Annotated in this window: 25 protein-coding genes; 8 read left to right on the forward strand and 17 right to left on the reverse strand. The window is 61.9% G+C overall.

The genetic code is table 11. The features are described from left to right. The first annotated feature begins 35 nt into the window (after positions 1–35). From PFZ56_RS12330 to pdxH, 3 genes are all read left to right on the forward strand, one after another. Positions 36–1,181 carry a serine hydrolase domain-containing protein gene (locus PFZ56_RS12330; RefSeq protein ID WP_110651845.1) on the forward strand — a complete coding sequence of 382 codons (1,146 nt, stop codon included), beginning with the start codon at positions 36–38 and terminating at the stop codon, positions 1,179–1,181. Positions 1,182–1,321: 140 nt separating this feature from the next. Continuing rightward, complete coding sequence (locus PFZ56_RS12335; protein ID WP_110651846.1) at positions 1,322–2,566, forward strand: OmpA family protein; 1,245 nt, start codon at positions 1,322–1,324, stop codon at positions 2,564–2,566. 23 nt (positions 2,567–2,589) lie between these two features. Beyond that, positions 2,590–3,237: a pyridoxamine 5'-phosphate oxidase gene (pdxH, locus tag PFZ56_RS12340; protein WP_170002618.1), complete on the forward strand. Its 648-nt coding sequence runs from the start codon at positions 2,590–2,592 to the stop codon at positions 3,235–3,237. A gap of 10 nt (positions 3,238–3,247) precedes the next feature. Here the strand turns inward: pdxH and PFZ56_RS12345 are convergent, their stop codons facing one another. Beyond that, entirely contained in the window at positions 3,248–3,484 is a 237-nt protein-coding gene (locus PFZ56_RS12345) for a hypothetical protein (RefSeq protein WP_102878622.1), read from the reverse strand. 173 nt (positions 3,485–3,657) lie between these two features. Between PFZ56_RS12345 and PFZ56_RS12350 the strand changes: the two genes are divergently transcribed. Then, on the forward strand, positions 3,658–4,122 hold the full coding sequence (locus PFZ56_RS12350) for a glycine zipper 2TM domain-containing protein (RefSeq protein WP_025127763.1): 465 nt from the start codon (positions 3,658–3,660) through the stop codon (positions 4,120–4,122). A gap of 78 nt (positions 4,123–4,200) precedes the next feature. On the opposite strand, the gene nhaA is transcribed toward PFZ56_RS12350, so the two are convergent. Then, entirely contained in the window at positions 4,201–5,388 is a 1,188-nt protein-coding gene (gene nhaA, locus PFZ56_RS12355; protein WP_123393513.1) for a Na+/H+ antiporter NhaA, read from the reverse strand. Positions 5,389–5,707: 319 nt separating this feature from the next. Between nhaA and PFZ56_RS12360 the strand changes: the two genes are divergently transcribed. Then, positions 5,708–6,802, forward strand: a complete 1,095-nt coding sequence (locus PFZ56_RS12360) for a PLP-dependent cysteine synthase family protein (RefSeq protein WP_102878624.1) — start codon at positions 5,708–5,710, stop codon at positions 6,800–6,802. 132 nt (positions 6,803–6,934) lie between these two features. Here PFZ56_RS12360 and PFZ56_RS12365 read toward each other — a convergent pair whose 3' ends face one another. From PFZ56_RS12365 to PFZ56_RS12375, 3 genes are all read right to left on the reverse strand, one after another. Then, positions 6,935–8,548: an NAD(P)/FAD-dependent oxidoreductase gene (locus tag PFZ56_RS12365; RefSeq protein WP_110651847.1), complete on the reverse strand. Its 1,614-nt coding sequence runs from the start codon at positions 8,546–8,548 to the stop codon at positions 6,935–6,937. 112 nt (positions 8,549–8,660) lie between these two features. Then, a complete protein-coding gene (locus tag PFZ56_RS12370; RefSeq protein ID WP_170002683.1) occupies positions 8,661–9,338 on the reverse strand; it encodes a COG3650 family protein in 678 nt (225 codons plus the stop codon). 194 nt (positions 9,339–9,532) lie between these two features. Beyond that, positions 9,533–10,132, reverse strand: coding sequence for a short chain dehydrogenase (locus PFZ56_RS12375; RefSeq protein ID WP_102878627.1), 600 nt, complete (start codon positions 10,130–10,132; stop codon positions 9,533–9,535). Between the two features lie 102 nt (positions 10,133–10,234). Here PFZ56_RS12375 and PFZ56_RS12380 point away from each other — a divergent pair, with 102 nt between their 5' ends. Beyond that, a complete protein-coding gene (locus PFZ56_RS12380) occupies positions 10,235–11,143 on the forward strand; it encodes a LysR family transcriptional regulator (protein WP_102878628.1) in 909 nt (302 codons plus the stop codon). Between the two features lie 71 nt (positions 11,144–11,214). On the opposite strand, the gene PFZ56_RS12385 is transcribed toward PFZ56_RS12380, so the two are convergent. The 9 genes from PFZ56_RS12385 to PFZ56_RS12425 form a co-directional block, all read right to left on the reverse strand. Next, entirely contained in the window at positions 11,215–11,724 is a 510-nt protein-coding gene (locus PFZ56_RS12385; protein WP_170002620.1) for a DoxX family protein, read from the reverse strand. A 2-nt stretch (positions 11,725–11,726) separates the two neighbouring features. Beyond that, positions 11,727–12,497, reverse strand: coding sequence for a DNA-binding domain-containing protein (locus PFZ56_RS12390; RefSeq protein ID WP_170002622.1), 771 nt, complete (start codon positions 12,495–12,497; stop codon positions 11,727–11,729). Then, complete coding sequence (locus PFZ56_RS12395) at positions 12,494–13,387, reverse strand: DUF692 domain-containing protein (RefSeq protein ID WP_394304637.1); 894 nt, start codon at positions 13,385–13,387, stop codon at positions 12,494–12,496. Before PFZ56_RS12395 ends, PFZ56_RS12390 begins: the two co-directional genes overlap by 4 nt. Before the next feature lie 22 nt (positions 13,388–13,409). Then, positions 13,410–13,712, reverse strand: a complete 303-nt coding sequence (locus PFZ56_RS12400; RefSeq protein WP_222933713.1) for a DUF2282 domain-containing protein — start codon at positions 13,710–13,712, stop codon at positions 13,410–13,412. A gap of 151 nt (positions 13,713–13,863) precedes the next feature. Then, positions 13,864–14,565, reverse strand: a complete 702-nt coding sequence (locus PFZ56_RS12405) for an ABC transporter ATP-binding protein (RefSeq protein WP_025127774.1) — start codon at positions 14,563–14,565, stop codon at positions 13,864–13,866. Next, entirely contained in the window at positions 14,566–15,333 is a 768-nt protein-coding gene (livG, locus tag PFZ56_RS12410; RefSeq protein WP_016967588.1) for a high-affinity branched-chain amino acid ABC transporter ATP-binding protein LivG, read from the reverse strand. Continuing rightward, on the reverse strand, positions 15,330–16,586 hold the full coding sequence (locus tag PFZ56_RS12415; RefSeq protein ID WP_102861477.1) for a high-affinity branched-chain amino acid ABC transporter permease LivM: 1,257 nt from the start codon (positions 16,584–16,586) through the stop codon (positions 15,330–15,332). Before PFZ56_RS12415 ends, livG begins: the two co-directional genes overlap by 4 nt. Further along, positions 16,583–17,506, reverse strand: coding sequence for a high-affinity branched-chain amino acid ABC transporter permease LivH (gene livH, locus PFZ56_RS12420; protein WP_102861478.1), 924 nt, complete (start codon positions 17,504–17,506; stop codon positions 16,583–16,585). Before livH ends, PFZ56_RS12415 begins: the two co-directional genes overlap by 4 nt. A gap of 230 nt (positions 17,507–17,736) precedes the next feature. Next, the gene (locus PFZ56_RS12425) at positions 17,737–18,864 is read right to left on the reverse strand and encodes a branched-chain amino acid ABC transporter substrate-binding protein (protein WP_102878632.1); all 1,128 of its coding nucleotides are present in this window, start codon (positions 18,862–18,864) and stop codon (positions 17,737–17,739) included. Positions 18,865–19,203: 339 nt separating this feature from the next. Here PFZ56_RS12425 and PFZ56_RS12430 point away from each other — a divergent pair, with 339 nt between their 5' ends. Next, a complete protein-coding gene (locus tag PFZ56_RS12430; protein ID WP_102878633.1) occupies positions 19,204–19,509 on the forward strand; it encodes a DUF2288 domain-containing protein in 306 nt (101 codons plus the stop codon). Positions 19,510–19,798: 289 nt separating this feature from the next. Here PFZ56_RS12430 and PFZ56_RS12435 read toward each other — a convergent pair whose 3' ends face one another. Further along, positions 19,799–21,979: a hypothetical protein gene (locus tag PFZ56_RS12435; RefSeq protein ID WP_102878634.1), complete on the reverse strand. Its 2,181-nt coding sequence runs from the start codon at positions 21,977–21,979 to the stop codon at positions 19,799–19,801. A gap of 197 nt (positions 21,980–22,176) precedes the next feature. Between PFZ56_RS12435 and PFZ56_RS12440 the strand changes: the two genes are divergently transcribed. Beyond that, the gene (locus tag PFZ56_RS12440; RefSeq protein WP_110595002.1) at positions 22,177–23,073 is read left to right on the forward strand and encodes an NAD(P)-dependent oxidoreductase; all 897 of its coding nucleotides are present in this window, start codon (positions 22,177–22,179) and stop codon (positions 23,071–23,073) included. On the opposite strand, the gene PFZ56_RS12445 is transcribed toward PFZ56_RS12440, so the two are convergent. Further along, positions 22,964–25,240 carry a bifunctional diguanylate cyclase/phosphodiesterase gene (locus PFZ56_RS12445; protein WP_102878636.1) on the reverse strand — a complete coding sequence of 759 codons (2,277 nt, stop codon included), beginning with the start codon at positions 25,238–25,240 and terminating at the stop codon, positions 22,964–22,966. The genes PFZ56_RS12440 and PFZ56_RS12445 overlap by 110 nt on opposite strands. Positions 25,241–25,382: 142 nt before the next feature. Beyond that, positions 25,383–25,751 (reverse strand): YkgJ family cysteine cluster protein, encoded by a 369-nt coding sequence (locus PFZ56_RS12450; protein WP_102861484.1) that lies wholly within the window; start codon positions 25,749–25,751, stop codon positions 25,383–25,385. Positions 25,752–25,891 lie beyond the last annotated feature (140 nt).

A 25,891-nucleotide genomic window follows, 5' to 3' on the forward strand; every position in this document is an offset into this window, starting at 1 on the left:
CCTCGTTGTCGAGCAAATGTGCTGGGGGAGTCAGGGTGCAGATTCAGGGTCATTACGAACTTAAATTCGAGGCGGTACGCGAAGCCTTCGCGGCACTGTTCGACGATCCCCAGGAGCGCGGCGCGGCGCTGTGCATCCAGATCGGCGGAGAAACCGTCATCGACCTGTGGGCCGGCACCGCCGACAAGGACGGTGCCGAGGCCTGGCACAGCGATACCATCGCCAATCTGTTCTCCTGCACCAAGACCTTCACTGCGGTCACCGCCCTGCAACTGGTGGCCGAAGGCAAGCTCCGGCTGGATGCGCCGGTCGCCAGTTACTGGCCGGAGTTCGCCGCAGCAGGCAAAGCTGCCATTACCTTGCGCCAATTACTCTGTCATCAGGCGGGCTTGCCGGCCCTGCGCGAGTTGCTGCCTGCCGAGGCCCTCTACGACTGGCAGACCATGGTCGATGCCCTGGCCGCCGAGCAGCCCTGGTGGACGCCGGGTGATGGGCATGGCTACGCCGCTATCACCTATGGCTGGTTGGTGGGTGAACTGATCCGACGCGCCGATGGACGCGGTCCGGGAGAGTCCATTGCGGCCCGGGTGGCAAGACCCCTGCGGCTGGACTTCCATGTCGGCCTGGCCGACGAAGAGTTCCATCGGGTGGCGCATATCGCCCGTGGCAAGGGCAATGTGGGTGACGCAGCAGCCCAGCGCTTGCTGCAGGTGACCCTGCGCGAGCCGACGGCCATGACCACCCGGGCCTTCACCAATCCACCGTCTATCATGACCAGCACCAACAAACCCGAATGGCGGCGCATGCAGCAGCCGGCAGCCAATGGCCATGGCAACGCCCGCAGTCTCGCCGGGTTCTACAGCGGCCTGCTCGATGGCAGCTTGCTGGAGGCCGATATGCTCGAAGAGCTGACCCGCGAGCACAGCCTGGGCATGGACAAGACCCTGCTGACCCAGACCCGATTCGGCCTGGGCTGCATGCTTGATCAACCCCAGGTCGCCAATGCCACTTTTGGCCTGGGGGCTCGGGCGTTCGGGCATCCGGGGGCCGGGGGTTCCATCGGTTTTGCTGACCCGGAGCATGATGTGGCGTTCGGTTTTGTGACAAATACCCTGGGGCCTTATGTATTGATGGATCCACGGGCACAGAAGCTGGTGCGGGCTTTGTCGGATTGTCTGTAAAAAGGTTGCTGTTAAGCACTTTTTTGCTTAAACATGCTTGGAAAGCTGCAGGACGGAACCCTGTGGCTTTTATAATTTCCAAGCGTCTGTTTGTACCGGTCATGTAGACCGAATTTTTTATCTCATTTTGTGGATATCCCATGTCGTCGAACAAGTCTCTAGCCTTGGCCATCTGCCTGACCGTCACCGGTTGTGCACAAACCCCACAAAATGAAGCGGATGGCGGCCATTGGTGGTCGTTCGGGTCCGATAAGGCCAGCAGCAAGGAAGCCCCGCAGGCCGCTGAAAAACCCGTCGCAGCCGAAGCGCCAGCTCCTGCCGCTCCAGCGGGCAAGCCGGCAGTGGCGGCCAAGCCCGCTGCTCCTGCGGCCGCTGCCGGTAAAACCACCGCCTCCGCGAAGCAGGCAGCACCGGCAGGCAAAGCTCCGGTTGCCGCCAAGCCGGCAGCAGCCGAGCCTGCTCCAGCTCCTGCCCCTGTAGCCGCAGCACCTGCCGCTCCTGCCGCCAAGGCCGAGAGCAGCAACTGGTGGTGGCCGTTCTCCTCCAAGGAATCCGCCGACAAGCCTGTGGCTGAGACCAAGAAAGCCGAGCCGACTCCAGCTCCAGAGGTCGCCAAGGCCGCCGACTCCGAGACCCACTGGTGGTGGCCGTTTGCCAAGAGCCAGCCCAAGCCCCTGAGCAAGGTCAATGTGGCGGACATTCCAATGCCCGACCCGAAAATCACCCAGGCCTGGCTGGACGACTACGAGCCGCGCCTGCGTGAAGCGGTGAAGGACAGCAAGCTGCAAGTAGAACGTCGCGAAAACGTGCTGGTGGTGACTGCGCTGGTCGATGCGTCCTTCAACCCGGACCGTCCAGCCATGCTGCTGCCGGTGACCCTGGGCCCATTCACCCGCGTGGCCAAGGCTGTTGAAGGTGACCCCAAGACCGCCGTACTGATTCTCGGTCACGCCGATGCGACCGGCCCGACCCTGGCCAACCAGAAGCTGAGCCGTGATCGCGCCCAGTCCGTTGCTGCCATCTTCAGCCTCAGCGGCTTGAAGCAGGACCGCCTGATGCTGCGTGGCATGGGTGCGGTCATGCCACGTGCTGCCAATGACAGCCCTCAAGGCCGTTCGCTGAACCGTCGAGTGGAAATCATGCTGACCCAGCGCAGCACCATGCTGGGCCTGCTGAGCAAGTACAACCAGCCGACGCCGTCCGAGACCGAAATGGTCGCGGTGCAAGATGCCAAGCTGCCCGTTCCTGCCGCCTCCGGCAAAAAGGCCGCAGCGCCGGCGAAGAAGTCCACCGTTGCCAAGAAGCCTGCCGCCAAGAAGGCTCCAGCGAAGAAGGCCGCAGCTCCAGCGAAGAAAACAACGGCTACTGCTCAGGCTAAAAACTGATTCTCAAGGATAAGGAAGCAGGCATGACTCAGTCTCTGGCTGATATGCGCCGGGATTACACCCGCGATGGTTTGTCCGAGGCTCAGGCCCCGGGTGAACCCTTCGCGCTGTTTCATCAGTGGTTTGCCGAAGCGGTGAAGACCGAGCAACCGCCGGTAGAGGCCAATGCCATGACGCTGGCGACTGTCGATACCGAGGGTCGTCCCCACTGCCGCATCTTGTTGCTCAAGGGGCTGGATGAACAGGGTTTCACCTTCTTCACCAACTACGAAAGCGCCAAGGGCGAGCAACTGGCCGCACGGCCCTTTGCCGCCATGACCTTCTTCTGGCCGACCCTGGAGCGTCAGGTGCGGATCGAAGGAAAGGTGGTCAAGGTCACTCCCCAGGAGTCTGATGCCTATTATCAGGTGCGCCCCCTGGGGAGTCGGTTGGGGGCCTGGGCTTCACCGCAAAGCCGGGTGATCGCCGATCGCAACGAGTTGCAGGAATTGCTCAAGGCCACCGAGGCGCGTTTCAGTGATAGTCAGCCCGATTGCCCGGAACATTGGGGTGGTTATCGCCTGCTGCCGGAGCGCATCGAGTTCTGGCAGGGTCGCCCCAGCCGCCTGCATGACCGTTTGAACTATCGCCTGCAGGCGGGGCAGTGGAGCCGGGAGCGCCTGGCCCCCTGAAGCGCGCAGGTCAGTCGCCGGGATAACCGGCCGCGGCGGCTTCCAGCCATTGCGGCAGGTCCCGGCGTTTTACTTTCTGGCGTTGGGCCTCGGCCAGCTGTTGCAGCATGAATTGTTTCTTCTGTTCATCGGTTCCGGCCAGGGACAAAGCCAGGTCCCGGTCCACCCAACGCTTGATGCGCACGTAAAGCCACCAATGGAAATACAGACCGGCGATGGTGGTCACGATGATGATGAAGTAATCCATGAAAATCCCTTGCTGGTTGGCGCTATGCTGGAAATCGGCGTTACCGTATTGAGACGGTTTGGCTTTTTTGCAGTCTGTACTTTGGCTGAATGAAACCAATTTTATCCGGGCGGTGCCGTGACAGGCGTCAAGCTGCGGAGTCTAATGGCTATCTGTCCTTTGGAGTTGATCCTATGCGTAAGTCTGTTTTGCTGGTTGCGTCTTTCACCACGATGGCAATGTTGCTCGGCGGTTGTGCCTCTAACCTGACCGGTGACTCCTACTCCCGTGATGAAGCACGTCGTGTGCAAACCGTGCGTATGGGCACCATCGAGTCCCTGCGTCCGGTGAAAATCGAAGGCACCAAGACCCCCATCGGCGGCGCTGCTGGCGCTGTGATTGGTGGCGTGGGTGGCAGCGCCATCGGCGGCGGCCGTGGCAGCATCGTCACCGCTGTGATCGGTGCGGTAGCTGGCGGTCTGCTGGGCTCGGCCACTGAAGAAGGCCTGACCCGTACCCAGGGCGTGGAAATCACCGTGCGTGAAGACGACGGCAGCATGCGTGCCTATGTGCAGCAGGTGCAGGAAAACGAAGTGTTCCGGGTTGGCGATCGCGTACGCATCATGAGCGTCAACGGTACCAGCCGCGTTACCCGCTGATATTTCTGCTACAAAACAAAACCCCGGCCAGGCAACTGGTCGGGGTTTTGTGTTTTCAGGCGGTCGGATCGGTGTGGATCAGGAGGCCAGCGCCGTGTTCTTGCGGCTGGCGGCGGCGGTAACCGCATAGCCAATCAGTGCGGCCAGCAACGAGCCGGTGAGAATCCCCATGCGATCCATGCCGGCGTATTCGCTGCTACCGGGCACGAAGGCCAGGGAGCCGACGAACAGGCTCATGGTGAAGCCGATGCCGCAGAGAATTGCCACCCCGAGGATCTGGCCCCAGTTGGCGCCGGCAGGCAAGGCCGTAAGTCCGGCTTTGACCGCCAACCAGCTGAGGCCGAACACACCGATGGTCTTGCCCAGCAACAGGCCGATGGCGATGCCCATGGGGACATGGTGGGTGAAGCTCTCAAGGGTCACGCCGTTCAGGGACAGGCCGGCGTTGGCGAAGGCGAACAGTGGCAGGATGCCGAACGCCACCCAGGGATGCAGCGCATGTTCCAGGGCCAGCGAGGGCGAGGGTTCGGCATTACGGGTACGCAAGGGAATGCAGAAGGCCAGGGTCACGCCGGCCAGGGTGGCGTGGACACCACTCTTGAGCACGCAAACCCAGAGAATCAGGCCGATGATCATGTACGGCCCGAGTTTCACCACCCCCATGCGGTTCATCGCCACCAGGGCGGCAATACAGGCGGCCGCCAGCATCAGTGACAGAGTCGACAGGGCGCCGGAATAGAAGATCGCGATGATCACGATGGCCCCCAGGTCATCGATGATCGCCAGGGTCATGAGGAACAGTTTCAGCGATGTCGGCACCCGCTTGCCCAGCAGGGCCAGGACCCCCAGGGCGAAGGCGATGTCGGTGGCGGTGGGAATCGCCCAGCCATTGAGTGCCGCCGGATTGTCCCGGTTGAGAAACCAGTAGATCAGCGCCGGGACCAGCATGCCGCCAATGGCCGCCATGCCCGGTAGGACGATTTGCGAAGGCTTGGACAGTTGCCCTTCCAGGACTTCGCGCTTGACCTCAAGGCCGATCAGCAGGAAGAACAGCGCCATCAGACCGTCGTTGATCCACAGCAACAGCGGTTTGGCGATCTTCAAGGCGCCGATCTGGGCCACCACCGGGGTTTCCAGCAGGCCGTTGTACAGCCAGGACAGTGGCGAGTTGTTGATGATGAGAGCCAGGATGGCAGCGGCGATCAATAACAGACCGCTGGCAGCTTCCATGGCAAAGAAACGAGTGAAAGTGCTACGCAGAGGCAAGGTCGCTCTCCATCTAAATCTAAAAAAGGTGGCACACCCTAACCCGTACAGATAGTTGTTAAAACAAAAATTATATTCTTTTTTATTATATGCAGAGGCTAAAGGGCCTGCTTGAAAATGCGCTTTTGCAGTTGTGTTTCCAATTGCTTCCCAGCTGTATCTGTAAGGTCCGAAAGTTATTTCATAACATGTCTTCTCAGGGCCGTTCCGAGCTGTTTTTCCCGGGAAAACGCCAGTCAGCCACGAACCCGGATCATCTCCGCCGGGTGCATTTCATCTTCTTGCGCCGGTACGGCGTTCGATCTGACGAGAATAGAACATGAGTGACAATCGCCAGTGGGCCCGTGAGGCCATCCGCATCATCGAAGCCGACTTCCAGCGCAGCGCCGACACCCACCTGATTCCGCTGCCTTTGCCGGGACTGCCTGGCATTGAATTGTATTTCAAGGATGAATCCAGCCATCCCACCGGCAGTCTCAAGCACCGCCTGGCTCGCTCGCTGTTTCTTTATGCCCTGTGTAACGGCTGGCTCAAGCCCGGTGCGCCAGTGATCGAGGCCTCCAGTGGCTCCACGGCGATTTCCGAGGCTTATTTCGCCCGTCTCCTGGGATTGCCTTTCATTGCCGTGATGCCAGCCACCACCTCCCAGGAAAAGATCGCCCAGATCGCCTTCTATGGTGGCAAGAGCCATCTGGTGCAGGACCCGACGCAGATCTATGCCGAATCCGAGCGTTTGGCCCGGGAGAGTGGCGGCCACTTCATGGATCAATTCACCTACGCCGAGCGGGCCACCGACTGGCGGGCCAACAACAACATTGCCGAGTCGATCTTCCAGCAGCTGCGCTTCGAGCGTTATCCCGAGCCCAGCTGGCTGATCTCCAGCCCTGGTACCGGCGGCACTACCGCGACTCTGGGGCGCTACGTGCGTTATCGCCAGCACGGCACCCGGGTGTTGTGTGCCGACGCCGAGCGTTCGGTGTTCTTCGACTACTACCTGAGCGGCGATGCTAGTTTGCGTTTGGACTGCGGTTCGCGGATCGAAGGCATCGGCCGGCCGCGGGTCGAAGCTTCGTTCCTGCCCAAAGTGATCGACGCCATGGTCAAGGTGCCGGATGCCTTGTCCCTGGCGGCCATGCATTACCTGGCCCAGCGCCTTGGCCGACGGGTTGGCGGCTCCAGCGGCACCAACCTGATTGGCGCACTGATGGCCGCGCAGCAGATGGCCGCCGCGGGTGAGACGGGGTCGATCGTGGCGATTCTCTGTGACGGTGGCGAGCGCTATGCGACCACTTACTACGATGAGCAGTGGCTGGCGGAGCAGGGGTATGAGTTGGATGCCTTGATCGATGCGGTAGCGGCCAGCGTCGAGCGTGGCGAGGCACTCCCGGCCAGCGTATTGCGTGCCGGCATCTGAACCTGTCGTAGGAGCCGGCTTGCCGGCGAAGAGGCCCTTGAGCCTTGCACTGTCCTGGATGACATCTTCGCTGGCGAGCCAGCTCCTACGGCAGGCGGTAGGAGCCGGCTTGCCGGCGAAAGGGCCGGTGCGTCAGGCCTGAATGCCGAGGATGTCGCGGGCCACGGCTTCGGCAATACGAATCCCGTCCACACCGGCGGAAAGAATTCCCCCGGCATAACCGGCGCCTTCGCCAGCGGGGTACAGACCCTTCACATTCAGGCTCTGCATCGAGGCATCACGGGTAATACGCAGTGGCGATGAGGTGCGGGTCTCGATGCCGGTCAGCACCGCGTCGTGCAGCGAGTAGCCCTTGATCTGCCGTTCAAAGGCCGGCAGCGCCTCACGAATGGCCTCGATGGCGAAGTCCGGCAACGCCAGGGCCAGGTCACCCAGGTTCACGCCGGGCTTGTAGGAGGGCTCGACGCTGCCCAGGGCGGTAGTCGGCTTGCCAGCAATGAAATCGCCCACCAGCTGCGCCGGGGCCTGGTAGTTGCTGCCACCCAGGACGAAGGCGTGGGACTCCAGGCGTTCCTGCAATTCGATGCCGGCCAGCGGGCCGCCCGGGTAATCCACTTCCGGGGTAATGCCCACCACGATTCCGGAGTTTGCATTGCGCTCGTTGCGCGAGTACTGGCTCATGCCGTTGGTCACCACCCGGTTTGGCTCAGAGGTGGCGGCAACCACGGTGCCGCCCGGGCACATGCAGAAGCTGTAGACCGAACGGCCGTTCTTGGCGTGGTGCACCAGCTTGTAGTCGGCGGCGCCGAGTTTCGGGTGGCCGGCGTACTTGCCCAGGCGCGCGCTGTCGATCAGCGATTGCGGGTGTTCGATGCGGAAACCCACCGAGAACGGCTTGGCTTCCATGTACACGCCCCGACTGTGGAGCATGCGGAAGGTGTCGCGGGCGCTGTGACCCAGGGCCAGGATCACGTGCCGGGAATGCAGTTGTTCACCGCTGGCCAGTTCCACGCCCTGCAATTGACCGTCTTCGATCAGCACGTCGGTGACCCGCTGCTCGAAGCGCACTTCACCGCCCAGGGCGATGATCTGCTGGCGCATGTTTTCCACCACGCCAGTGAGGCGGAAGGTGCCGATGTGCGGCTTGCTGACGTAGAGAATCTCGTCTGGCGCACCGGCCTTGACGAACTCGTGGAGCACCTTGCGGCCGTGGTGCTGCGGGTCCTTGATCTGGCTGTAGAGCTTGCCGTCGGAGAAGGTCCCGGCGCCGCCTTCGCCGAACTGCACGTTGGACTCGGGGTTGAGCACGCTTTTGCGCCACAGGCCCCAGGTGTCCTTGGTGCGCTGGCGCACTTCCTTGCCGCGCTCGAGGACGATCGGCTTGAAGCCCATCTGTGCCAGCAACAGGCCGGCAAAGATGCCGCAAGGGCCGAAACCCACCACGATCGGTCGCTCGCTCAGGTCTGCCGGGGCCTGGCCCACCACCTTGTAGCTGACATCCGGCGCCGGGTTGACGTTACGGTCGTCGGCGAACTTGAGCAGCAGCGCCGCTTCGTCGCGCACGTTGAGGTCGATGGTGTAGATGAAGCACAGCTCGGAAGATTTCTTGCGCGCATCGTAGCTGCGTTTGAACAAGGTGAAATCGAGCAGGTCATCGCTGGCGATCCCCAAGCGCTGCACGATAGCGGCGCGCAGGTCTTCATCGGGATGGTCGATCGGCAACTTGAGTTCGGTGATTCGTAACATGACAGGATCCGGGTAGGCGGTGCGCAACAGTGCGCCGGCTTGCTTTGCACAAACCGGCGATTATAAGCCGCAATCCACCGTCGCCGTGAGGCTAAAACCGCTGCTCGTCGAATCAGTCGTTGCGCGAGCCGCCGAAATAGCCGCAACCGCGCTGCACCTGACCATCCACCCGCAGCTCGGCGCTCAGGTGCTGGACGCTGCCGGTAACGGGGTCGACGCAACGTTGCGGTGCGACCCAAAGCTCCACGTGCTGGTGATTGGCTTCGCTGCTGAGGTTGAAACGGCCGTCGCCCAGTTGCTCTTCCAGATACGGCAGGGCCAGGTTTGGCTGGCCGACGCGCTCGATCATCATGCCCTTGGCACTGACATCGACATTCCAGGCCGGATTCTTGCCGCCGGCCCGCAGGATCAGACGCTGGAAATTCGGGTCGTTGCAGGCATTGCCGGAACCTTCGATGCGATACAGCTGGCGCAGGTCCAACTGCCCGTCGCTGCTGCCGCTGGCGGAAAACTTGCCCCGCAGGTCGGCGAACAGCTTGCCTTGTTTTTCAGCCAGGGTAGCGGCCTCTTGCAGCACGCTGGTGTCGCCGCCATCGCTGACCACATAACGGCGATCTTCGGTGCAGGGCTTGAACAGCAACTTGCCGTCTGCCGCGCTGAGTTCACCCTGCATCCGGGTCAGCCCGGCCATGGAGGGCGCCTCGGGTTGAGAGTTGAACATCGGCAACATCTGACAGCCGGCAAACAGCGGTAACAGGGCGAAGCAAAGCAGTGAACGGGCGGTGCGCATCATGGGGCCTCCAAGCGGAAGCCGACACGTTACGCAGCCCGCCCGGTCACCACAACCCCGGATTGAACGCAGCAGCGCCATCAACCGCAGGAGCCGGCTTGCCGGCGAAGAGGCCCTGGAGCCTTGTGTGGTTCGGGAGGACGCCTTCGCTGGCAAGCCTGCTCCTACACAAACCAGCTCCTACACAAGCCGGATCAGCCGACGTGGTAGGTCTGGCCGGTCTGCAGGCCTTCCACGCTCTTGGCGTAGGCCAGGGCCACGTCGGCCGCCGGCACCGGCTTGAAGCCGCGAAAGTAGGGGGCATAGCTGCCCATGGCTTCCTGCAGCACGTTGGGGCTGATGGAGTTGACTCGCAGGCCCCGGGGCAGCTCGATGGCGGCGGCCCGCACGAAGCTGTCGATGGCGCCGTTGACCAGGGCGGCCGAAGCGCCGCTGCGGATCGGGTCGTGGCTCAGCACGCCGGTGGTGAAGGTGAAGGACGCACCGTCGTTGGCGTATTCGCGGCCGATCAGCAGCAGGTTGACCTGGCCCATCAGTTTGTCGTGCAGGCCCAGGCTGAAGTGTTCGGCGGTCATTTCTGCCAAGGGGGCGAAAGTGACGTTGCCTGCGGCACAGACCAGCGCATCGAAGCGACCGGTCTTTTCGAACAGTGCGCGGATCGACTGGGCATCACTGATATCCACCTGGAAGTCACCGCTGGTGCGGCCGATACGGATCACTTCGTGGCGCTGGGACAGTTCCCGGTCAACCGCCGAGCCAATGGTGCCGTTGGCACCGATCAAGAGAATCTTCATGGGCTGTTCCTCGAAAAGGGGGGGAGGTTGCAGTCTAGAGTGGTTTTTTCCATGGATTAACGCGCTAATAGGCAACCTTTGGTTTTCAAATGGAAACAATCCATGAGCGAGATGGATGATCTGGTGGCGTTTGCAGTGTTGGTGGAGGCGGGCAGCTTTACCCTGGCGGCCCAGCAACTGGGGTGCAGCAAGGGCCAGCTGTCCAAGCGCATCAGTGCTCTGGAAGCCAAGTTCGCCGTGGTGCTATTGCAACGCACCACTCGGCGCCTGGACCTGACCGCCGCCGGCGCGGCGCTTTTGCCTCAGGCCCAGGCGCTGGTGGCTCAAGTCGAGCGAGCGCATCAGGCCCTGGCGCGGCTCAAGGACGACATGGCCGGCCCGGTGCGCCTGACGGTGCCGGTGTCCTTGGGCGAAACCTTTTTCGACGGCCTGCTGCTGGAGTTCTCCCGGCACTATCCCCAGGTGCAGATCGAGCTGGACCTGAACAACAGCTACCGCGACCTGGCTCGGGAGGGGTTTGATCTGGCGGTGCGCTCGGAAGTGGCCAACGATCAGCGCCTGGTCGCCCGGCCGCTGCTGGCCTGGCATGAGATGACCTGCGCCAGCCCGGCCTATCTGGAGCAATACGGCGAGCCGCAGACTCCCGCGGAGCTGGCCGAGCATCGCTGCCTGCTCAACAGCCACTACAGCGGGCGGGAAGAGTGGCTCTATCACCAGCGTCACGAGCTGCTGCGGGTGCGGGTCAGCGGTCCTTTTGCCAGCAATCACTACAACCTGCTGAAGAAGGCCGCCCTGGTGGGGGCGGGAATCGCCCGGTTGCCTTCCTACATGCTGCACAGCGAGTTGGCCGATGGCCGCTTGCGCTGGCTGCTGCGGGACTACCAGACCCGCAGCATGCCGATGTACCTGGTGCATCCCTATCAGGGCGGCCTACCCAGGCGCACCCAGGTGCTGGCCGATTACCTGATGGACTGGTTCCGCCGCAGCGGTGAGGCGCTGGATCGTCTGTAGCCGCGGCCAGTGGGTTGCGAACTTGAATCGGTTCAAGGGCCTATGGCCCTTTTCGCAACCTGCGGCAGCGGCTACAGAGGACGGTGGTGAAAATGCCGGGCCAGCAGGTGGTCGAGGGAAAACACGCCCGGGCCACGGGCCATCAACAGCAGCAAGATCGCCGCCCAGGTGCCGTGGGTCGGGTAGGCGTCGGGGTAGACGAAAAGCTGGATGGTCAGGGTCATCCCCAGCAGCGCCAGGGCGGAAAAGCGCGTGGCCAGGCCCAGCAGGATCAGCACTGGGAAAAAGTGCTCGGCGAAGGCCGCCAGGTGCGCCGCCACTTCCGGGCTCAGCAGGGGTACGTGGTATTCGCTCTGGAACAGGGGAATGGTGGAGTCCGCCAAGCGCGGCCAGCCCAGTTCGAAGGTGCCATCGACCAGGTCGATGGCCAGTCCCTCGACCTTGGTCTGGCCGGATTTCCAGAATACCGCGGCGATGGAAAAGCGCGCGATAAAGGCGATCAGGCTGTAGGGAATACGCTCGAACCCTTGAATGATTCGGTGCAGCAGTCCGCTAACGGGGGCAGGTGTCTGGGTGTTCATGGTCAAGCCTTTTGGTGAGGTTGCAGGTCGATGAGGGCGCCGTGGGCCAGCAGCAGGCCCAGGCACTGGCCCAGGTCGAAGTCGGCCTGGGCGTCCAGGGCATAAGCGGCGGCGATTTCCAGCGGCCAGTGGTGGCGCAGGCTGTCGATGAAGGTGGCGCTGCCGGCGTCCAGTGCGATCACCCGCACTTCCAGGGCATTGCGCAGCACCAGGGCGTGCTGGCTCTGGTGCAGGTCGAACGCCGGCCAGGCAGCGTCGCTCTGGTGAGCGGCCCACAGGCTGACGACGGCGAACGCCGAGTGCAGGGTGCGCAGTGACGGATGCAACTGCAGGCAGAGCTGGCCGAGGCGATCGGGCTGGTTCATCGCCGCCAGCAGTTGGGCCGGTTGCAGAGGCTCGGCGTCGGCGGCGTGATAAGCCTCGACCCGCAGCCGTTCCAGGCGCGCAATATCGGCCAGATAGGGCAGGGCCGCCGCCGGAGCGAAGCCCTGGATGAAGTCCGCCAGGTCCTGGCCGTAGTCGTTGAGCAACGGGCTGTGTGGAGGGAAATCCTGCACATACAGACGGGCCATGGCGTTGAAGAATGTCTGCCCCACCAGTTGTGCCAGCACTGGGTAGGCCTCCGCCAGGGCGTTGATCAGCGAGCCTTGCACGTTGTTGCGATAGACCGCGAAGCGACTGGCCGGATCGGCGCCGTTGCTGCTGCAAAGCCCCTCCGGGCAGATGGATTCGGCGCTCAGTAGCGCCTGGGCAAAGAGGGCGTGGTTGCTCATGGCTGCACCCGCGCCTGGTGTAACAGCGCCTGGGCCTGAGCGGCCTCCCCCAGCAGCGTGGTCAGGCTCGGCACCTGATTGTCCCGTTCGATCAGGGTGGCCATGGGGCCGATCCGCCCCAGCACCTGTTGGTACAGGGTCCAGACTTCCCGGTCTACCGGGGCGCCGTGGTCGTCGATCAACAGGCGGTCGCCGAGGTTGTCCCGGTCTTCGGCGAACCCGGCCAGATGGATCTCGCCCACGGCTTGCAGCGGCAGTGCCTGCAGATAGGCCAGGGGATCGCGCTGGTGGTTGATGCAGGACACGTAGAGGTTGTTGACGTCCAGCAGCAGGCCGCAACCGCTGCGCTGGATCACTTCGCGGATGAAGTCCGTCTCGTCCAGGGTCGAGCGTTGGAACTGCAGGTAGGTAGCGGGGTTTTCCAGCAGCATGGTTCGCCCCAGATGATTCTGCAGTTGGTCGATGTGGTCGCAGACCCGCAGCAGGGTCGGCACATCGTAGGCCAGGGGCAGCAGGTCGTTGAGAAACGCCGGGCCGTGGCTGGACCAGGCCAGGTGTTCGGAAAAGGACTGGGGTTGATAGCGCTCGATCAAGACCGCCAGACGTCGCAGATGCTCGCTGTCCAGGGGGCCTTCGCCGCCAATGGACAGACCGACACCGTGCAGCGACAGCGGATACTCCTGGCGAATCAGGCCCAGGTAATGATGGAAGGGCCCGCCCGTCACCATGTAGTTCTCGGCATGCACCTCGAAAAAGCCAATGTCGGGACGCTGTTCGAGGACGTCCTTGAAGTGTTGGCTCTTGAGCCCCAGGCCTGCACAGGGCGGCAGGCTCGGGGTGGACGCCTGAATGTCGTGGCGGGGACGTGGGATCAAGGCTGTGTTCATCATCGACACTCAGGCTGGCGCAGGATCAGGACTTGGCTTTGAAGGCTTCGAGCTGGCCGAAACCGGTGGGCGAGGTGCTGCTGGCGGTTTTTTCGCAAGTGCCCTTGGGCACCAGTTTCCAGGCGTTGGCCTGGTCGTTGACCTTGGAGGTACCGGCGCAGCTGGTGCCGGCGCCCGCGGCGCAGTCGTTCTTGCCCTTCATGGCCACGCCGAAGCATTTCTCCATGTCGTCGGCGGCTTGCGCGGTGGTGGAGACGGCAGCGATGCTCAGGGCGGAGCCCAGGGCCAGGACCAGGGCGGTGGCGGACAGGGTGCGAGTGGTGCTCATGATGTTTCTCCAGATCGGTTGGGTAAGGAAGCATTTGTGCTTGCTTACCCCTCTAGAGAAGGCTCATTGGCATTCGTTACAGCCCGGGACAGTTTTTTATCCCGGAATAAAAAAAACGGCCCCGAAGGGCCGTTTTTTGTGACGCAGGTGTTTAGCCGCCCAGATAGGCTTCGCGCACCTTCGGATCGGTCAGCAGCGCTTCGCCGGTGCCTTGCATCACCACCCGGCCGTTTTCCAGCACATAGGCGCGGTCGGCGATCTTCAGCGCCTGGTTGGCGTTCTGCTCCACCAGGAACACCGTCACGCCGTCGCGGCGCAGCTGTTCGATGATGTCGAAGATCTGCTGAATGATGATCGGCGCCAGGCCCAGGGACGGTTCGTCCAGGAGCAACAGCTTGGGCTTGCTCATCAGCGCCCGACCGATGGCAAGCATCTGCTGCTCGCCGCCGGACATGGTGCCGCCGCGCTGGGTGAAGCGCTCCTTGAGCCGTGGAAACAGCTCCAGGACCTTGTCCATCTGCTCCTGATAGTCGCCCTTGTCGGTGAAGAAACCGCCCATGGCGAGGTTTTCTTCCACGGTCAGGCGGGCGAACACCCGGCGGCCTTCCGGCACCACGGCAATGCTCTTGCGCATGATCTGCGCCGAGCTTTGCCCCACCAGCTCTTCACCCAGGTAACGGATGCTGCCGCTGTGGGCCTGTGGCGAGCCGCAGAGGGTCATCAGCAGGGTGGATTTGCCGGCGCCGTTGGCGCCGATCAGGGTGACGATTTCGCCCTGGCGGATCTCGACGTTGACGCTGTGCAACGCCTGGATCTTGCCGTAGTAGGTGGAAACGTTTTCGAACTGCAGCATTTACGCTTCCCCCAGGTAGGCTTTGATCACTTCGGGATTGTCGCGGATCTGTTCCGGCGTACCGTCGGCCAGGGGCGTGCCCTGGTTGATCACCACGATGTGGTCGGAAATGCTCATGACCAGCTTCATGTCGTGCTCGATCAGCAGCACGGTGACGTTGTGCTCCTCACGCAACACGCTGATCAGTGCTTTGAGGTCCTCGGTTTCCTTGGGGTTGAGGCCGGCGGCCGGCTCGTCGAGCATGAGGATCCGCGGGCGGGTCATCATGCAGCGGGCGATTTCCAGACGGCGTTGCTGACCGTAGGCCAGGGTGCCGGCGGGACGGTTGGCGAATTCCCGCAGGTTGACCTTGTCCAGCCAGTAGCCAGCGTACTCCATGGCTTCGCGCTCGCTCTTGCGGAACGCCGGGGTCTTGAACAGACCGGCCAGGAAGTTGGTGTTCAGGTGACGGTGCTGGGCGATCAACAGGTTCTCGACCGCGGTCATGTCCTTGAACAGGCGCACGTTCTGGAAGGTGCGCACCACACCCTTGCGGGCGATCTGGTGGCCCGGCAGGCCTTCGATCGGCTCACCGTCCAGGAGGATGCTGCCGGCGCTTGGCTGGTAGAAACCGGTCAGGCAGTTGAACACCGTGGTCTTGCCGGCGCCGTTCGGGCCGATCAATGCCACCACTTGTTTTTCCTTGACGGTCAGGGCCACGCCGTTGACCGCCAGCAGGCCGCCGAAGCGCATCGACAGGCCGGTTACTTTGAGGATCTCACGGCTCATTTGCGCAGCTCCATGTGAGGACGTTGCATGGGCAGCAGACCTTGAGGACGCCAGATCATCATCAGCACCATCATGGCGCCGAACATCAACATCCGGTATTCGCTGAATTCACGCATCATTTCAGGCAAGAGGATCATCACGATCGCCGCCAGGATCACACCCAGCTGCGAGCCCATGCCACCCAGCACGACGATGGCGAGGATGATCGCCGACTCGATGAAGGTGAAGGACTCCGGGGTCACCAGGCCTTGGCGCGCGGCGAAGAAGCTGCCGGCGAAACCGGCGAACGCGGCGCCCAGGGTAAAGGCCGAGAGCTTGATCACGGTGGGGTTCAGGCCCAGCGCGCGGCAGGCAATCTCGTCTTCACGCAGCGCTTCCCAGGCACGGCCGATGGGCATGCGCAGCAGGCGGTTGATGACGAACAGCGCCGCCAGCGCCAGCAGCAGGGCCACCAGGTAGAGGAAGATCACCTTGTTGATCGAGTTGTATTGCAGGCCGAAGAACTCGTGGAAGGTCTGCATGCCTTCTGCTGCCTTGCGCTCGAAGGTCAGGCCGAAGAAGGTCGGCTTGTCGATGTTGCTGATGCCGTTCGGGCCGCCAGTGAGATCGGTCATGTTGCGTAGCAGCAGACGGATGATCTCGCCAAAGCCCAGGGTCACGATCGCCAGGTAGTCACCGCGCAGGCGCAGCACCGGGAAGCCCAGCAGGAAGCCGAAGGTGGCCGCCATCATCCCGGCGATCGGCAGGCAGATCCAGAAGCTCAGGCCGAAGTAGTGCGAGAGCAGCGCGTAGCTGTAGGCACCGACGGCATAGAACCCCACGTAACCCAGGTCCAGCAGGCCGGCCAGACCGACGACGATGTTCAGGCCCAGGCCCAGCATCACGTAGATCAGGATCAGCGTGGCAATGTCCACCGCACCGCGGGAGCCAAAGAATGGCCAGACCAGGGCAACGACGATCAATGCCAGGATGATCCAGCGCTGGGTGCCCGGCAGGGTCAGGAAGTTGCTGGCCTTGGCCGGAATCAGCGGCATGCTGGGAGAAGACTTCCAGGCGGCGCTGATCTGGCTATGGAACAGCACCCGCAGGAACATCAGCACCGAGCACACCGCGATGGTGGCCAGGATGGTCGGGCTGGTGTTGTGGACTTCCAGGTTGATGCCGACGATGGTCAGTTTCAGGCCCAGTACCGGGTAGGCGACGGCCCAGACCAGCAAGGCGCTGAATAGCGCCGATTTAAGATTCCTAGTCATACTTTCTCAACCTCCGGACGGCCCAGAATGCCGGTCGGACGGAACAACAGCACCAGAACCAACAGGCCGAACGCCACGACGTCCTTGTACTGGTCGCCGAACACGTCGGCGCCAAAGGCTTCGGCCACCCCCAGCACCAGCCCGCCGAGCATCGCGCCCGGGATACTGCCGATGCCGCCCAAGACCGCTGCGGTGAAGGCCTTGAGGCCCACCAGGAAACCGGCGTTGGGGTTGATCACACCGTATTGCATGCTCAGCAGCACGGCGGCGATGGCCGCCAGTGCGGCGCCGATCACGAAGGTCAGGGCGATGATGTTGTTGGTATTGATCCCCAGGAGGTTGGCCATCTTGATGTCTTCGGCACAGGCACGGCAGGCGCGACCCAGACGAGAACGGGAGATGAACAGCGTCAGACCGAGCATGGCGACCAGGGTCACCACGAACACCACGATCTGCATGTAGGAAATCAGCACTTCATGTGCGCCACCTGGCCCGATGGAGAAATTGCCCGGGATCAGGTTGGGAATGGATTTGTCCTTGGAGTCTTGCGCCAGCAGAACGGTGTTCTGCAGGAAGATCGACATGCCGATGGCCGAGATCAGCGGGATCAGGCGGTTACTGCCCCGCAAGGGGCGGTAGGCGATCCGTTCGATGCTGTAGCCGTAGGCACTGGTGACGACGATGCTCGCGATAAAGGCTGCGGTCATCAACAGCGGCACGCTGTCGAGTCCCATCATGGCCAGCCCGGCGATGGCGATGAACGCCACATAGGAGCCGATCATGTACACCTCGCCGTGGGCGAAGTTGATCATTCCAATGATGCCGTAAACCATCGTATAGCCGATGGCGATCAGGGCATACGTGCTGCCAACGGTGAGACCGTTAACCAGCTGTTGGAAAAAGTGATAGAGGTCAGGCATTACAACGCTCCTAAAAACCTGATACGCATTTCACTGGTGGAGTCATTTTCCCGCCCAGGCCCCGTGGATCTGCACCCACTTCGGGCTGGGTTTTGCCAGCGAACCGCTGATGACGGTTTTGAGATTTTCAGGTGGGCGGGATTCCGGATCACGGAACACAGGCCCATACATTCGTAAAACAAAGCCCACGGCGAGCCGTGGGCTTTATTGGCAGTCAGTCAGGGCGCGCCTTACTGAGGAGAGGCTTCGGTTTTAGGTTTGCCGAAGTGCCACTCGTAGACCACGAATTTGAAGTCTTTCAAGTCGCCCTTGGCGTCGAAGCTCAGGTCACCGGTCGGGGTCTTGAAGGTCCCGGCGTGGATGGCTTCAGCCACCTTGGCCGCGTCTTCGCTCTTGGCGTTGGTGATGGCGCCAGCGATCACTTCAACCGCGGAGTAGGAAGGGAATACGAAAGGACCGCTCGGGTCTTCTTTCTTGGCCTTGAATGCGTCAGCCAGGGCGACGTTGGCCGGGTCCTGGTCGAAGGATTTGGGCAGGGTCACCAGCAGGCCTTCGGACGCGTCCTTGGCGATCTGCGAAATGGAGTCGTTACCCACGCCTTCCGGACCCATGAACTTGGCCTTCAGGCCCTTTTCCTGGGATTGACGCAGGATCAGGCCCAGCTCCGGGTGGTAGCCGCCGTAGTAGACGAAGTCGACGTTGGCTTGCTTGAGCTTGGCGATCAGCGAAGAGAAGTCCTTGTCGCCGGCGTTGATGCCTTCGAACACGGCCACCTTGGTGCCTTTCTTCTCCAGGGTCTGCTTCACGGCGCTGGCGATGCCTTCACCGTACTGCTGTTTGTCGTGGAGGACGGCAACGACTTTTGGCTTCACGTGGTCGGCGATGTAGTTACCGGCGGCAGGGCCCTGGGCGCTGTCCAGGCCGATGGTGCGGAACACCATTTTGTAACCACGGGCGGTGATGTCCGGGCTGGTGGCTGCCGGGGTGATCATGATCACGCCTTCATCTTCGTAGATGTCGGAAGCGGGTTGAGTGGAGCTGGAGCACAGGTGGCCGACCACGAACTTGACGCCATCGTTGACCACTTTGTTGGCCACCGCCACGGCTTGTTTTGGATCACAGGCGTCATCGTATTCAACGGCTTCGAGCTTCTTGCCGTTGACGCCGCCCTTGGCGTTGATCTGCTCGATGGCCATTTTCGCGCCACTGAACTGCATGTCGCCGTACTGGGCTACCGGGCCGGTCTTGGGGCCGGCGATACCGATCTTGATGGTGTCAGCTGCGAACGAATGGCTGGCAACACCGGCCAGGACCATAGCGGCAAACAGTTTGGAAATCTGCTTAGTAGCCTTATTCATAGTGCTCCACTCTTACTGTTGTAATTTTTATAGTTCCGGCGGCCTTGGTCGCAGAACCGAATCAGATATATCGCGAATATCCGTCGGAAGTGCCCCTGGCAACTGTACCGGTACAGTGTAGAGCGCCGGTTGTTCGCTTGAAAAGCTGGCGGCTGGGGGCAAAAACGCGGGGTGTCGCTTAATTGAAAGAAAAAGACAGATTTGCGGCGTGGCTTGCGCCCGGTTCGGCGTCAGTCCCTGGCGCTTCTGAGCTTCTCGATCGGTGATGCATTTGCTTCTGGGTTTTTCTGCCAGAGCACCGACGTTATGATTGCGCCGATTTCATTTCTGGACAGTCCCATGACTCAAGAACCTAGCACCCTCTATGCCAAGCTGCTTGGTGAGACCGCATCTATCAGCTGGAAGGAACTGGAGCCGTTCTTTGCCAAGGGTGCCCTATTGTGGGTCGACGCCGACCTGGATCTGATCGAGGCGGCCCAGGCGGTAGCGGAGAATCAGGCACAAAAAGTCGCGGCCTGGCTGGCCGAAGGGAAGGTTGAAAAGCTGTCTGCGACGCGGGCGTCCGATCTGTTGGAGCGTGATCCGCAGCTGTGGGCCGTGGTGGTCTCGCCCTGGATTCTGACCCAGGAGAGGGCGTCGCGCTGAAGGTGCGCGCCAATCTGGTGCGCTATTTTGTCGGACAAAAGTGTGTAGCCGAGTAACCGTGAGTCCAGTGATGGCATCTTGCCGTGGAGAAAGGCCCCACAGGGATTTCAGCCTGGGTGACGTTCACGGAAGGGGCACAGTTTCAAGTCGGTCCGACGAGCTGCTTAATTGTTTCGTGGTGTGAGCAAATTGACCATTCGCCGGCGAGTGGAACGCCGCCCGGCCGCCCCTACAGGGCAGCAGGTTTTTTCCCTGCTGTGTAGGAGCCGGCTCGCTGGCGAAGCCCTTCTTAATAGGCGGTCTTGCCGGTGTGGCTATTGAGGGAGATGACCCGGGTCTTGCCGATGCGGTGACGGTAGATCTCGCGCAGGTACTTGATGGCCTTCTTCACGCAATCGCGGGACAGGCGGATGTCGTTGATCGAGACGAACTTGTCCTTGTCGTTGATCAGCTCGCGGTACTTCTTCTCGTACATCGGCTTGATCGCGTACCAGTTGGTGTCGAGGATCTTCGCCGGGTTCTCGAATTCGTTGAGCAGATCGTCGATGCGGTCTTCGTCGAATTGCTCGCTGACGATGAAATCCAGCACCGAGTTGTCCAGGGTGTCGTCGAAGCGGTACGGATTGCGCGCAAAGCAACGCTTGATAAAGGCCACGATCAGGGTCAGGAAGTCATCCGACAGGCACGGGCTCTTGGCGATCAGGGTGGTCAGCGACAGGTTGGCCGAGGCGCCGATCACCAGCGCGTAGCGCTTGAGGGTGGTGTTGGGGAACAGGCTGTTGAGGTGAGTCTTGAGCCGGTTCAGGTCCATGTAGGACAGCTTGTAGTCCTTGGGCAGGGACACAATCGATACCACCGACGAGCAGTTCTTGAAGAAATGCAGGTCGTGCAGCGCCGCGGCGTCATACCCCGAGGCCTTGTACTGCTCCAGGGCCGCACGATAGCGCTTGGACTCGATGGGCAGCAGGCTGATGCCTTCAATGGCCTGGGTCACCTTGTTGAAGTGCGGCAGGTCGATGGAGCGGAAGAACAGGTCGTCGATGTTCAGACGCTGCGGCTCTTTCTCGAACACCTTGAACTTGTCGCCGCTGGGTACCGGCTGCTCCGGCACCACGGATTCGGCGTAGGCGATCGCCACCGGGCCGGCCAGGCTCATGAACAGGTCGTTGGCGTCCAGGCGGATGGTCTCGCCGATGTCGATGCCGGCGCGACGGAAGTAGTTCTGGTCGTAGTCGGTGGTCACTGCCTGGGCAGTGAGGATGTTGAAGATCTGCTGGGAGATGTACTGGTTGGCGTGCTTCTCCATGGCGTTGACGTCAATGTTCTGGATGTTGCCGTCATCGCTTTCTTCGGCGTAGCGCATGATGTCGTTGGAGATCAGCATCATCGCGTTCCAGGGGCGGATCCGCCCCATGACACTGGCTTCGCTGCTGTCTTCATTGTCGAAGTTGTAGGAGAAGTCCCACTCTTCCGAAAGGTATTTGCACAGCAGGCGGCCGGCGTTGATGTGCAGCGCCTCGGACATTTCGCTGCGATGGTCCGAGATGTTCGGCAGTACGCAGATGCCGCTGGTGAAGATCGGCTCGAAGACGAAGGAGTGCCCGCTCTTGCTGTCGTGCTCGTCCATCGGCTTGGTGTCGAAGGTCTTGTTCATGTACGAGTACTGCTGGGCCAGGCCGAATTCCGAGGCCATGCCCGAGCCGGTACCGCCACCAGCACTGAAGATCGAGAAGTACAGGCGCGACTGGTTGGCCTTGATCCCGCAGGAATCGATCAGGTACGAGTGGATCATTTTCCAGTCAGGGCTGGAGAAACGCTGGGTGTCCTTGTTGAGGATGATCTTGGCCAGGTACTGGCCGAGGATCGGCGCGTTACCGGCGCCACCGGCGTGGACTTCCGAGAGGTCCATGATCTTCATCTTGCTGTAGTCGCGGATGAAGCCGCTTTTCTCGCCCTTGCGCGAAAAACGGATGCGCCCGGCGATGTCCTTGTCCAGGTCACCGAGCATCACCAGGGGCTCCACCAGGAACACCGGCTTGCTGGCCTTGCTCTGGCCCAGGCGCAGGTTCTGGCGGATCCACTGGCCGGGGCTGTAGCCGCCTTCGTAGGCCTTGTCTTCGTTATTGAATTCGTTGAGGTAGAACTTGCGGGCGTTGTACACCAGCTCCGCCACATCCAGGGCGATGTTGGAGCCGCAGCGGCCCAGGCCGATCAGGCACACCGACGGGAATTCCTGGTCACGGCGATTTTCCTGCTCGTCTTCCAGGTGCGGCGGGCGCGGGAACACGGAGTCGCGCAGGCCATCGAGGTTGTCGAGGATGCGGTCGGTGTTGGTTTCGGTGAAATACAGGTACTGCTGGGTCGACAGGGGGCGTGAACTGGACAATGGCTTCGTATCTGAGTGGCTTGATGTGGGGGAGGTCAGCGTCATCTCGGAGACTGCGTTGGCAGGATTGTTTTTAGAAGTCATTGTGCGCCATATGCCTGGTCTGGTTGGCTCGAGACGAGGTGTCAGCGAACCATCACGGAATGGGACCTCGCCGCTGCGTGGAGCGCGAATTTTGCCCAAGGCGTCAGGGTATTTACTGAGCGTCGCTCGGGGGAATCCTTTCCTGAATCATGATGAATCGGCCAGTATTCGATGATCTTTAATCAAATGGGGGCAATATGATGTCAGCGTTACCTTCACTCGGGTTTGCCGGGATCGGCCTGATGGGGCTGCCCATGTGCCGGCGCCTGCTGGCTGCGGGCTATCCGCTGACGGTGTGGAACCGCAATCCGCAGAAGTGCGCGCCCCTGGTGGCCGCCGGGGCGCGACAAGTGGCCACACCCGCGCAGCTGTGCGAGCACGCGGATCTGGTGCTGCTGTGCCTGGCCAATACTGACGTGGTGCGCCAGGTGGTGTTTGCTGCCGATGGCATCGCCCAGGGCGCCCGGGCCGGGCAACTGCTGCTGGACCTGTCCAGCCTGGAACCCACCGCCACCCGGGAGATGGCCGCGATGCTGGCTCGCGACACCGGCATGGCCTGGGTCGATGCCCCGGTTTCCGGTGGAACCCCCGGTGCCGAGTCCGGCAGCCTGGCGATCATGGTGGGCGGTGAGGCGGCGGATATCGAACGGGTCCGCCCGGTGTTGCTGGCCCTGGGGCAGCGGGTCACGCACATGGGGGCTGTGGGGGCAGGCCAGGTCACCAAGGCCTGCAACCAGATGATTGTCGCCTGCAATGCCCTGGTGATTGCCGAAGTGGTGGCCCTGGCGGAGCGTTCCGGCGTGGATGCACGGTTGATTGCCGAGGCCCTGGCTGGCGGTTTCGCTGACTCCAAGCCGCTGCAGATCCTGGCCCCGCAGATGGCTGAGAGCCGTTTCGAACCGGTGAAGTGGCATGTGCGGACCCTGCTCAAGGATCTGGACGGTGCGGTGAAGTTTTCCCGGGAGCAGGGTTCGGCTACGCCGATCAGCGGATTAGCTGCACAGTTGATGCGTCTGCATGGTGGTCAGGGCTATCTGGAGCAGGACCCGGCGACCCTGGTTCGCCTCTATCGAGACCCGGCATCCGCAGATTGAGCCTGTCGTGGCGCTGGTTCAGTTCATCCAGTACCCGACCCAGGTCCTGCAGCGGCACCGGGCGACTGAGCAGGTAGCCCTGCAGGTAGTCGCAGCCGTAGTGTTCGAGGAACTGCTGCTGCTCCAGGGTCTCGACCCCTTCGGTGACCACCTGCAGGTGCAGGGTGTGGGCCATGACGATGATTGCCTGGACTATTTCCCTGTCCTGGGTCGACTTGGGGATGTCCTGGATGAACGATCGATCGATCTTCAGGGTATTGAGCGGCAGGCGCTTGAGGTAGGCCAGGGATGAGTAACCGGTGCCGAAGTCGTCGATCGACAGGGATACACCCAGGTCGCGGATCTGCTGGAGCAGGGCCAGGGTACTGGCGATGTTGCCCATCAGGGCGTTTTCCGTGACCTCCAGTTCCAGGCGTTGCGGGGCTACCTGGGCGTCACGCAGGGCGGCCGCGATTTCCTCGGCCAGGGTGTCACGGGTCAGGTTCAGGGCCGAGCAGTTGACTGCGATCTTCAACTCGCCACTGCCGTTTTGGGACAGGTAGGCCAGGTCCTCGCAAGCCTTGCGCAATACCCAGTTGTCCAGCTCGGCGATCATGCCGTTGGTTTCGGCAATGTCGATGAAGCGATCCGGTAACAGCAATCCATGCTGCGGATGTTGCCAGCGGACCAGGGCTTCGAGCTTGGTGACCCTGCCGAGCTTGAGGTCGTAGATCGGCTGGTAATACAGCAGCAGCCCTTGATCGTCGCGCAGGGCATTGCGCAGCTCTTCTTCCAGTTGCAGCTCCAGGGTGGCGCGGGTCTTCAGGCCGGAACTGAAGAAGTGCAGGCTGTTGCGCCCGGCACCCTTGGACTGATAGAGCGCCAGGTCGGCGTTCTTCAGCAGCTCCTCGCAGGTCTTGCCGTCGTCAGGGAAGACACTGATGCCGATGCTGGTGGTCATCACCATGCGCCGGCCCCCCAGTTCGATCGGTTCCTTCATCTTCTGCATGATGCGCTGGGCCATGAGCCGCGCCTCATCTCGCTCATGGAGGTTGATGAGAATGCAGAATTCATCGCCACCCAAGCGTGCCACCACGTCTTCGTGGCTGCGGGTGGAACTCTTGATATGCCCGGCGATGACCTTGAGCAACTCGTCGCCGGCATCGTGGCCGAGGCTGTCGTTGATTCGCTTGAAGTGGTCGATGTCGAGGAACATCACCGCCAGCATGCCGCCGAAGGTGTTTTTCTCCATGAGTTTTTCCGCGAACAGCTGGTTGAAGCCACGGCGGTTGATCAGGTTGGTCAGGGCATCGTAATGAGCCACCTGCTGCAGCGAAACCCGGGCCTGGTCCAGTTGCGAGAGCAAGGCGTTGACCCGACGCAGGTCCCGCTCCTTGTGTTGCAGCTTCTTGTCCGCCAGGGCCGCACTGATACCGCTGGCGATGATCAGGAGCGTGATCACGCTGAGGGTCAGGCCCAGTTGCATGTGGCCGTTGGGTGCCACTGAGGTCGGCAGGCTGCCTGCGGGCAGCACCAGGGTCATGGACCAGATGCCGGTGAAATGCATCAGCACGATGGCGCCCCCCAGCACCAGGCTGATGGCGTACTTGAGCAGTTGATGGAACATCCCGCTGCCATCGCGCAAGTGCCGGGACAGCAGCAGCGCGGCCAGGCTGCCGCCGATCGCCACCAGCAGCGACAGCCCCATGAGCATTGGTTCGTAGTACAGGCTGGCACTGGAGCGCATAGCGGCCATGCCCACGTAATGCATGCAGCAGATGCCCAAGCCAATCCACACCGAAGCCACGCCATAGCGCCAGAGCGGCAGCTCGATATGGCTCAAGGTGTTCATTGCCAGCCAGGCGGCGATCAGGGCGAGGAGCAGGGAAACCAGGGTCAGTGGCAGGTCGTACTGGATCTCCAGGGGCACTTCGAGCGCCAGCATGGCGATGAAGTGCATGGCCCAGATACCGCCGGCCAGACAGCAGACACCGACCCAGCGCCACAGGCGTTGATGGGTGGCTTGTTCGACGTGGCTGACACGTTCGGCCATATCCAGTGTCGCGAAGCTGGCGGCACAGGCCACTATATAAGCCAGCAGCACCAGGACCGGGTTGTGACTGCATTGCAGAACCACTTGCCCGCTATCTGGAAGCTCGGTGAGGAAATGCAGACCCAGCCATTCCATAGCATGCCCATCTCTGAGTCATGTGGTGTCGGCGGACCCGCGCGCCAACAAGTGCTTGCAGTATAGAAGGCACCCGTTGGCTGCAATGGGAGGTGGCAATCTGGCTCTAATGATTTGCTTATGAGCCCTATCGCCAATGGTGCTATGCGCTTTTCTCGAACCAGGGCTCGTGATCCAGCGGCTCCAGGGGCGCCAGGCCAAAGGCGGCCCGGGCGGCGTCGCAGTCGCTGTTGTGCTGGCCGTCGGCCCAGGAGGCTTCGAACTCCCGGCAGGGGCTGGAACGCTGCTCATAAATCGAGCAGCTCACGCCCTGGCCGACCTCGCCTTCAAGGGCGATGCAGCGCGGCGATTTGCAGTCGGTGCCGAGCATGGCTACCCGAGTGGGACTGATGCTCTGCACCAGATCGTCGGGGACCGTGCCACCGGATGAGGCGCATTCGCCCCAGAAAAAAGACACACGAAAGTATGAACAGCAGGCACCGCAATTCAGACACGGACTGGCTTCGGACATAGGCGTATTCAAAGGGAGAGGGAAGGGTAAGGGGGGCAGGCAAGGCGGCTATTCTAGGCTTCCCATCGGCCTTGGGAAGGGGGGGCGCCAGGTATTTTTTCAGTGCCGGCCAAGCCCTTGAAAAGACTGGGAAAGCCCCG

Origin of the sequence: Pseudomonas danubii (assembly GCF_042980055.1) — a bacterium.
Lineage (GTDB): Bacteria > Pseudomonadota > Gammaproteobacteria > Pseudomonadales > Pseudomonadaceae > Aquipseudomonas > Aquipseudomonas danubii.

Bases quoted from the DNA above. Each gene is read 5' to 3' on its own strand.
- PFZ56_RS12335 (WP_110651846.1), top strand. From the start codon at position 1,322: ATGTCGTCGAACAAGTCTCTAGCCTTGGCCATCTGCCTGACCGTCACC.
- pdxH (WP_170002618.1), top strand. From the start codon at position 2,590: ATGACTCAGTCTCTGGCTGATATGCGCCGGGATTACACCCGCGATGGT.
- PFZ56_RS12345 (WP_102878622.1), bottom strand. From the start codon at position 3,484: ATGGATTACTTCATCATCATCGTGACCACCATCGCCGGTCTGTATTTC.
- PFZ56_RS12350 (WP_025127763.1), top strand. From the start codon at position 3,658: ATGCGTAAGTCTGTTTTGCTGGTTGCGTCTTTCACCACGATGGCAATG.
- PFZ56_RS12360 (WP_102878624.1), top strand. From the start codon at position 5,708: ATGAGTGACAATCGCCAGTGGGCCCGTGAGGCCATCCGCATCATCGAA.
- PFZ56_RS12365 (WP_110651847.1), bottom strand. From the start codon at position 8,548: ATGTTACGAATCACCGAACTCAAGTTGCCGATCGACCATCCCGATGAA.
- PFZ56_RS12370 (WP_170002683.1), bottom strand. From the start codon at position 9,338: ATGCGCACCGCCCGTTCACTGCTTTGCTTCGCCCTGTTACCGCTGTTT.
- PFZ56_RS12375 (WP_102878627.1), bottom strand. From the start codon at position 10,132: ATGAAGATTCTCTTGATCGGTGCCAACGGCACCATTGGCTCGGCGGTT.
- PFZ56_RS12380 (WP_102878628.1), top strand. From the start codon at position 10,235: ATGAGCGAGATGGATGATCTGGTGGCGTTTGCAGTGTTGGTGGAGGCG.
- PFZ56_RS12385 (WP_170002620.1), bottom strand. From the start codon at position 11,724: ATGAACACCCAGACACCTGCCCCCGTTAGCGGACTGCTGCACCGAATC.
- PFZ56_RS12390 (WP_170002622.1), bottom strand. From the start codon at position 12,497: ATGAGCAACCACGCCCTCTTTGCCCAGGCGCTACTGAGCGCCGAATCC.
- PFZ56_RS12395 (WP_394304637.1), bottom strand. From the start codon at position 13,387: ATGATGAACACAGCCTTGATCCCACGTCCCCGCCACGACATTCAGGCG.
- PFZ56_RS12400 (WP_222933713.1), bottom strand. From the start codon at position 13,712: ATGAGCACCACTCGCACCCTGTCCGCCACCGCCCTGGTCCTGGCCCTG.
- PFZ56_RS12405 (WP_025127774.1), bottom strand. From the start codon at position 14,565: ATGCTGCAGTTCGAAAACGTTTCCACCTACTACGGCAAGATCCAGGCG.
- livG (WP_016967588.1), bottom strand. From the start codon at position 15,333: ATGAGCCGTGAGATCCTCAAAGTAACCGGCCTGTCGATGCGCTTCGGC.
- PFZ56_RS12415 (WP_102861477.1), bottom strand. From the start codon at position 16,586: ATGACTAGGAATCTTAAATCGGCGCTATTCAGCGCCTTGCTGGTCTGG.
- livH (WP_102861478.1), bottom strand. From the start codon at position 17,506: ATGCCTGACCTCTATCACTTTTTCCAACAGCTGGTTAACGGTCTCACC.
- PFZ56_RS12425 (WP_102878632.1), bottom strand. From the start codon at position 18,864: ATGAATAAGGCTACTAAGCAGATTTCCAAACTGTTTGCCGCTATGGTC.
- PFZ56_RS12430 (WP_102878633.1), top strand. From the start codon at position 19,204: ATGACTCAAGAACCTAGCACCCTCTATGCCAAGCTGCTTGGTGAGACC.
- PFZ56_RS12435 (WP_102878634.1), bottom strand. From the start codon at position 21,979: ATGACTTCTAAAAACAATCCTGCCAACGCAGTCTCCGAGATGACGCTG.
- PFZ56_RS12440 (WP_110595002.1), top strand. From the start codon at position 22,177: ATGATGTCAGCGTTACCTTCACTCGGGTTTGCCGGGATCGGCCTGATG.
- PFZ56_RS12445 (WP_102878636.1), bottom strand. From the start codon at position 25,240: ATGGAATGGCTGGGTCTGCATTTCCTCACCGAGCTTCCAGATAGCGGG.
- PFZ56_RS12450 (WP_102861484.1), bottom strand. From the start codon at position 25,751: ATGTCCGAAGCCAGTCCGTGTCTGAATTGCGGTGCCTGCTGTTCATAC.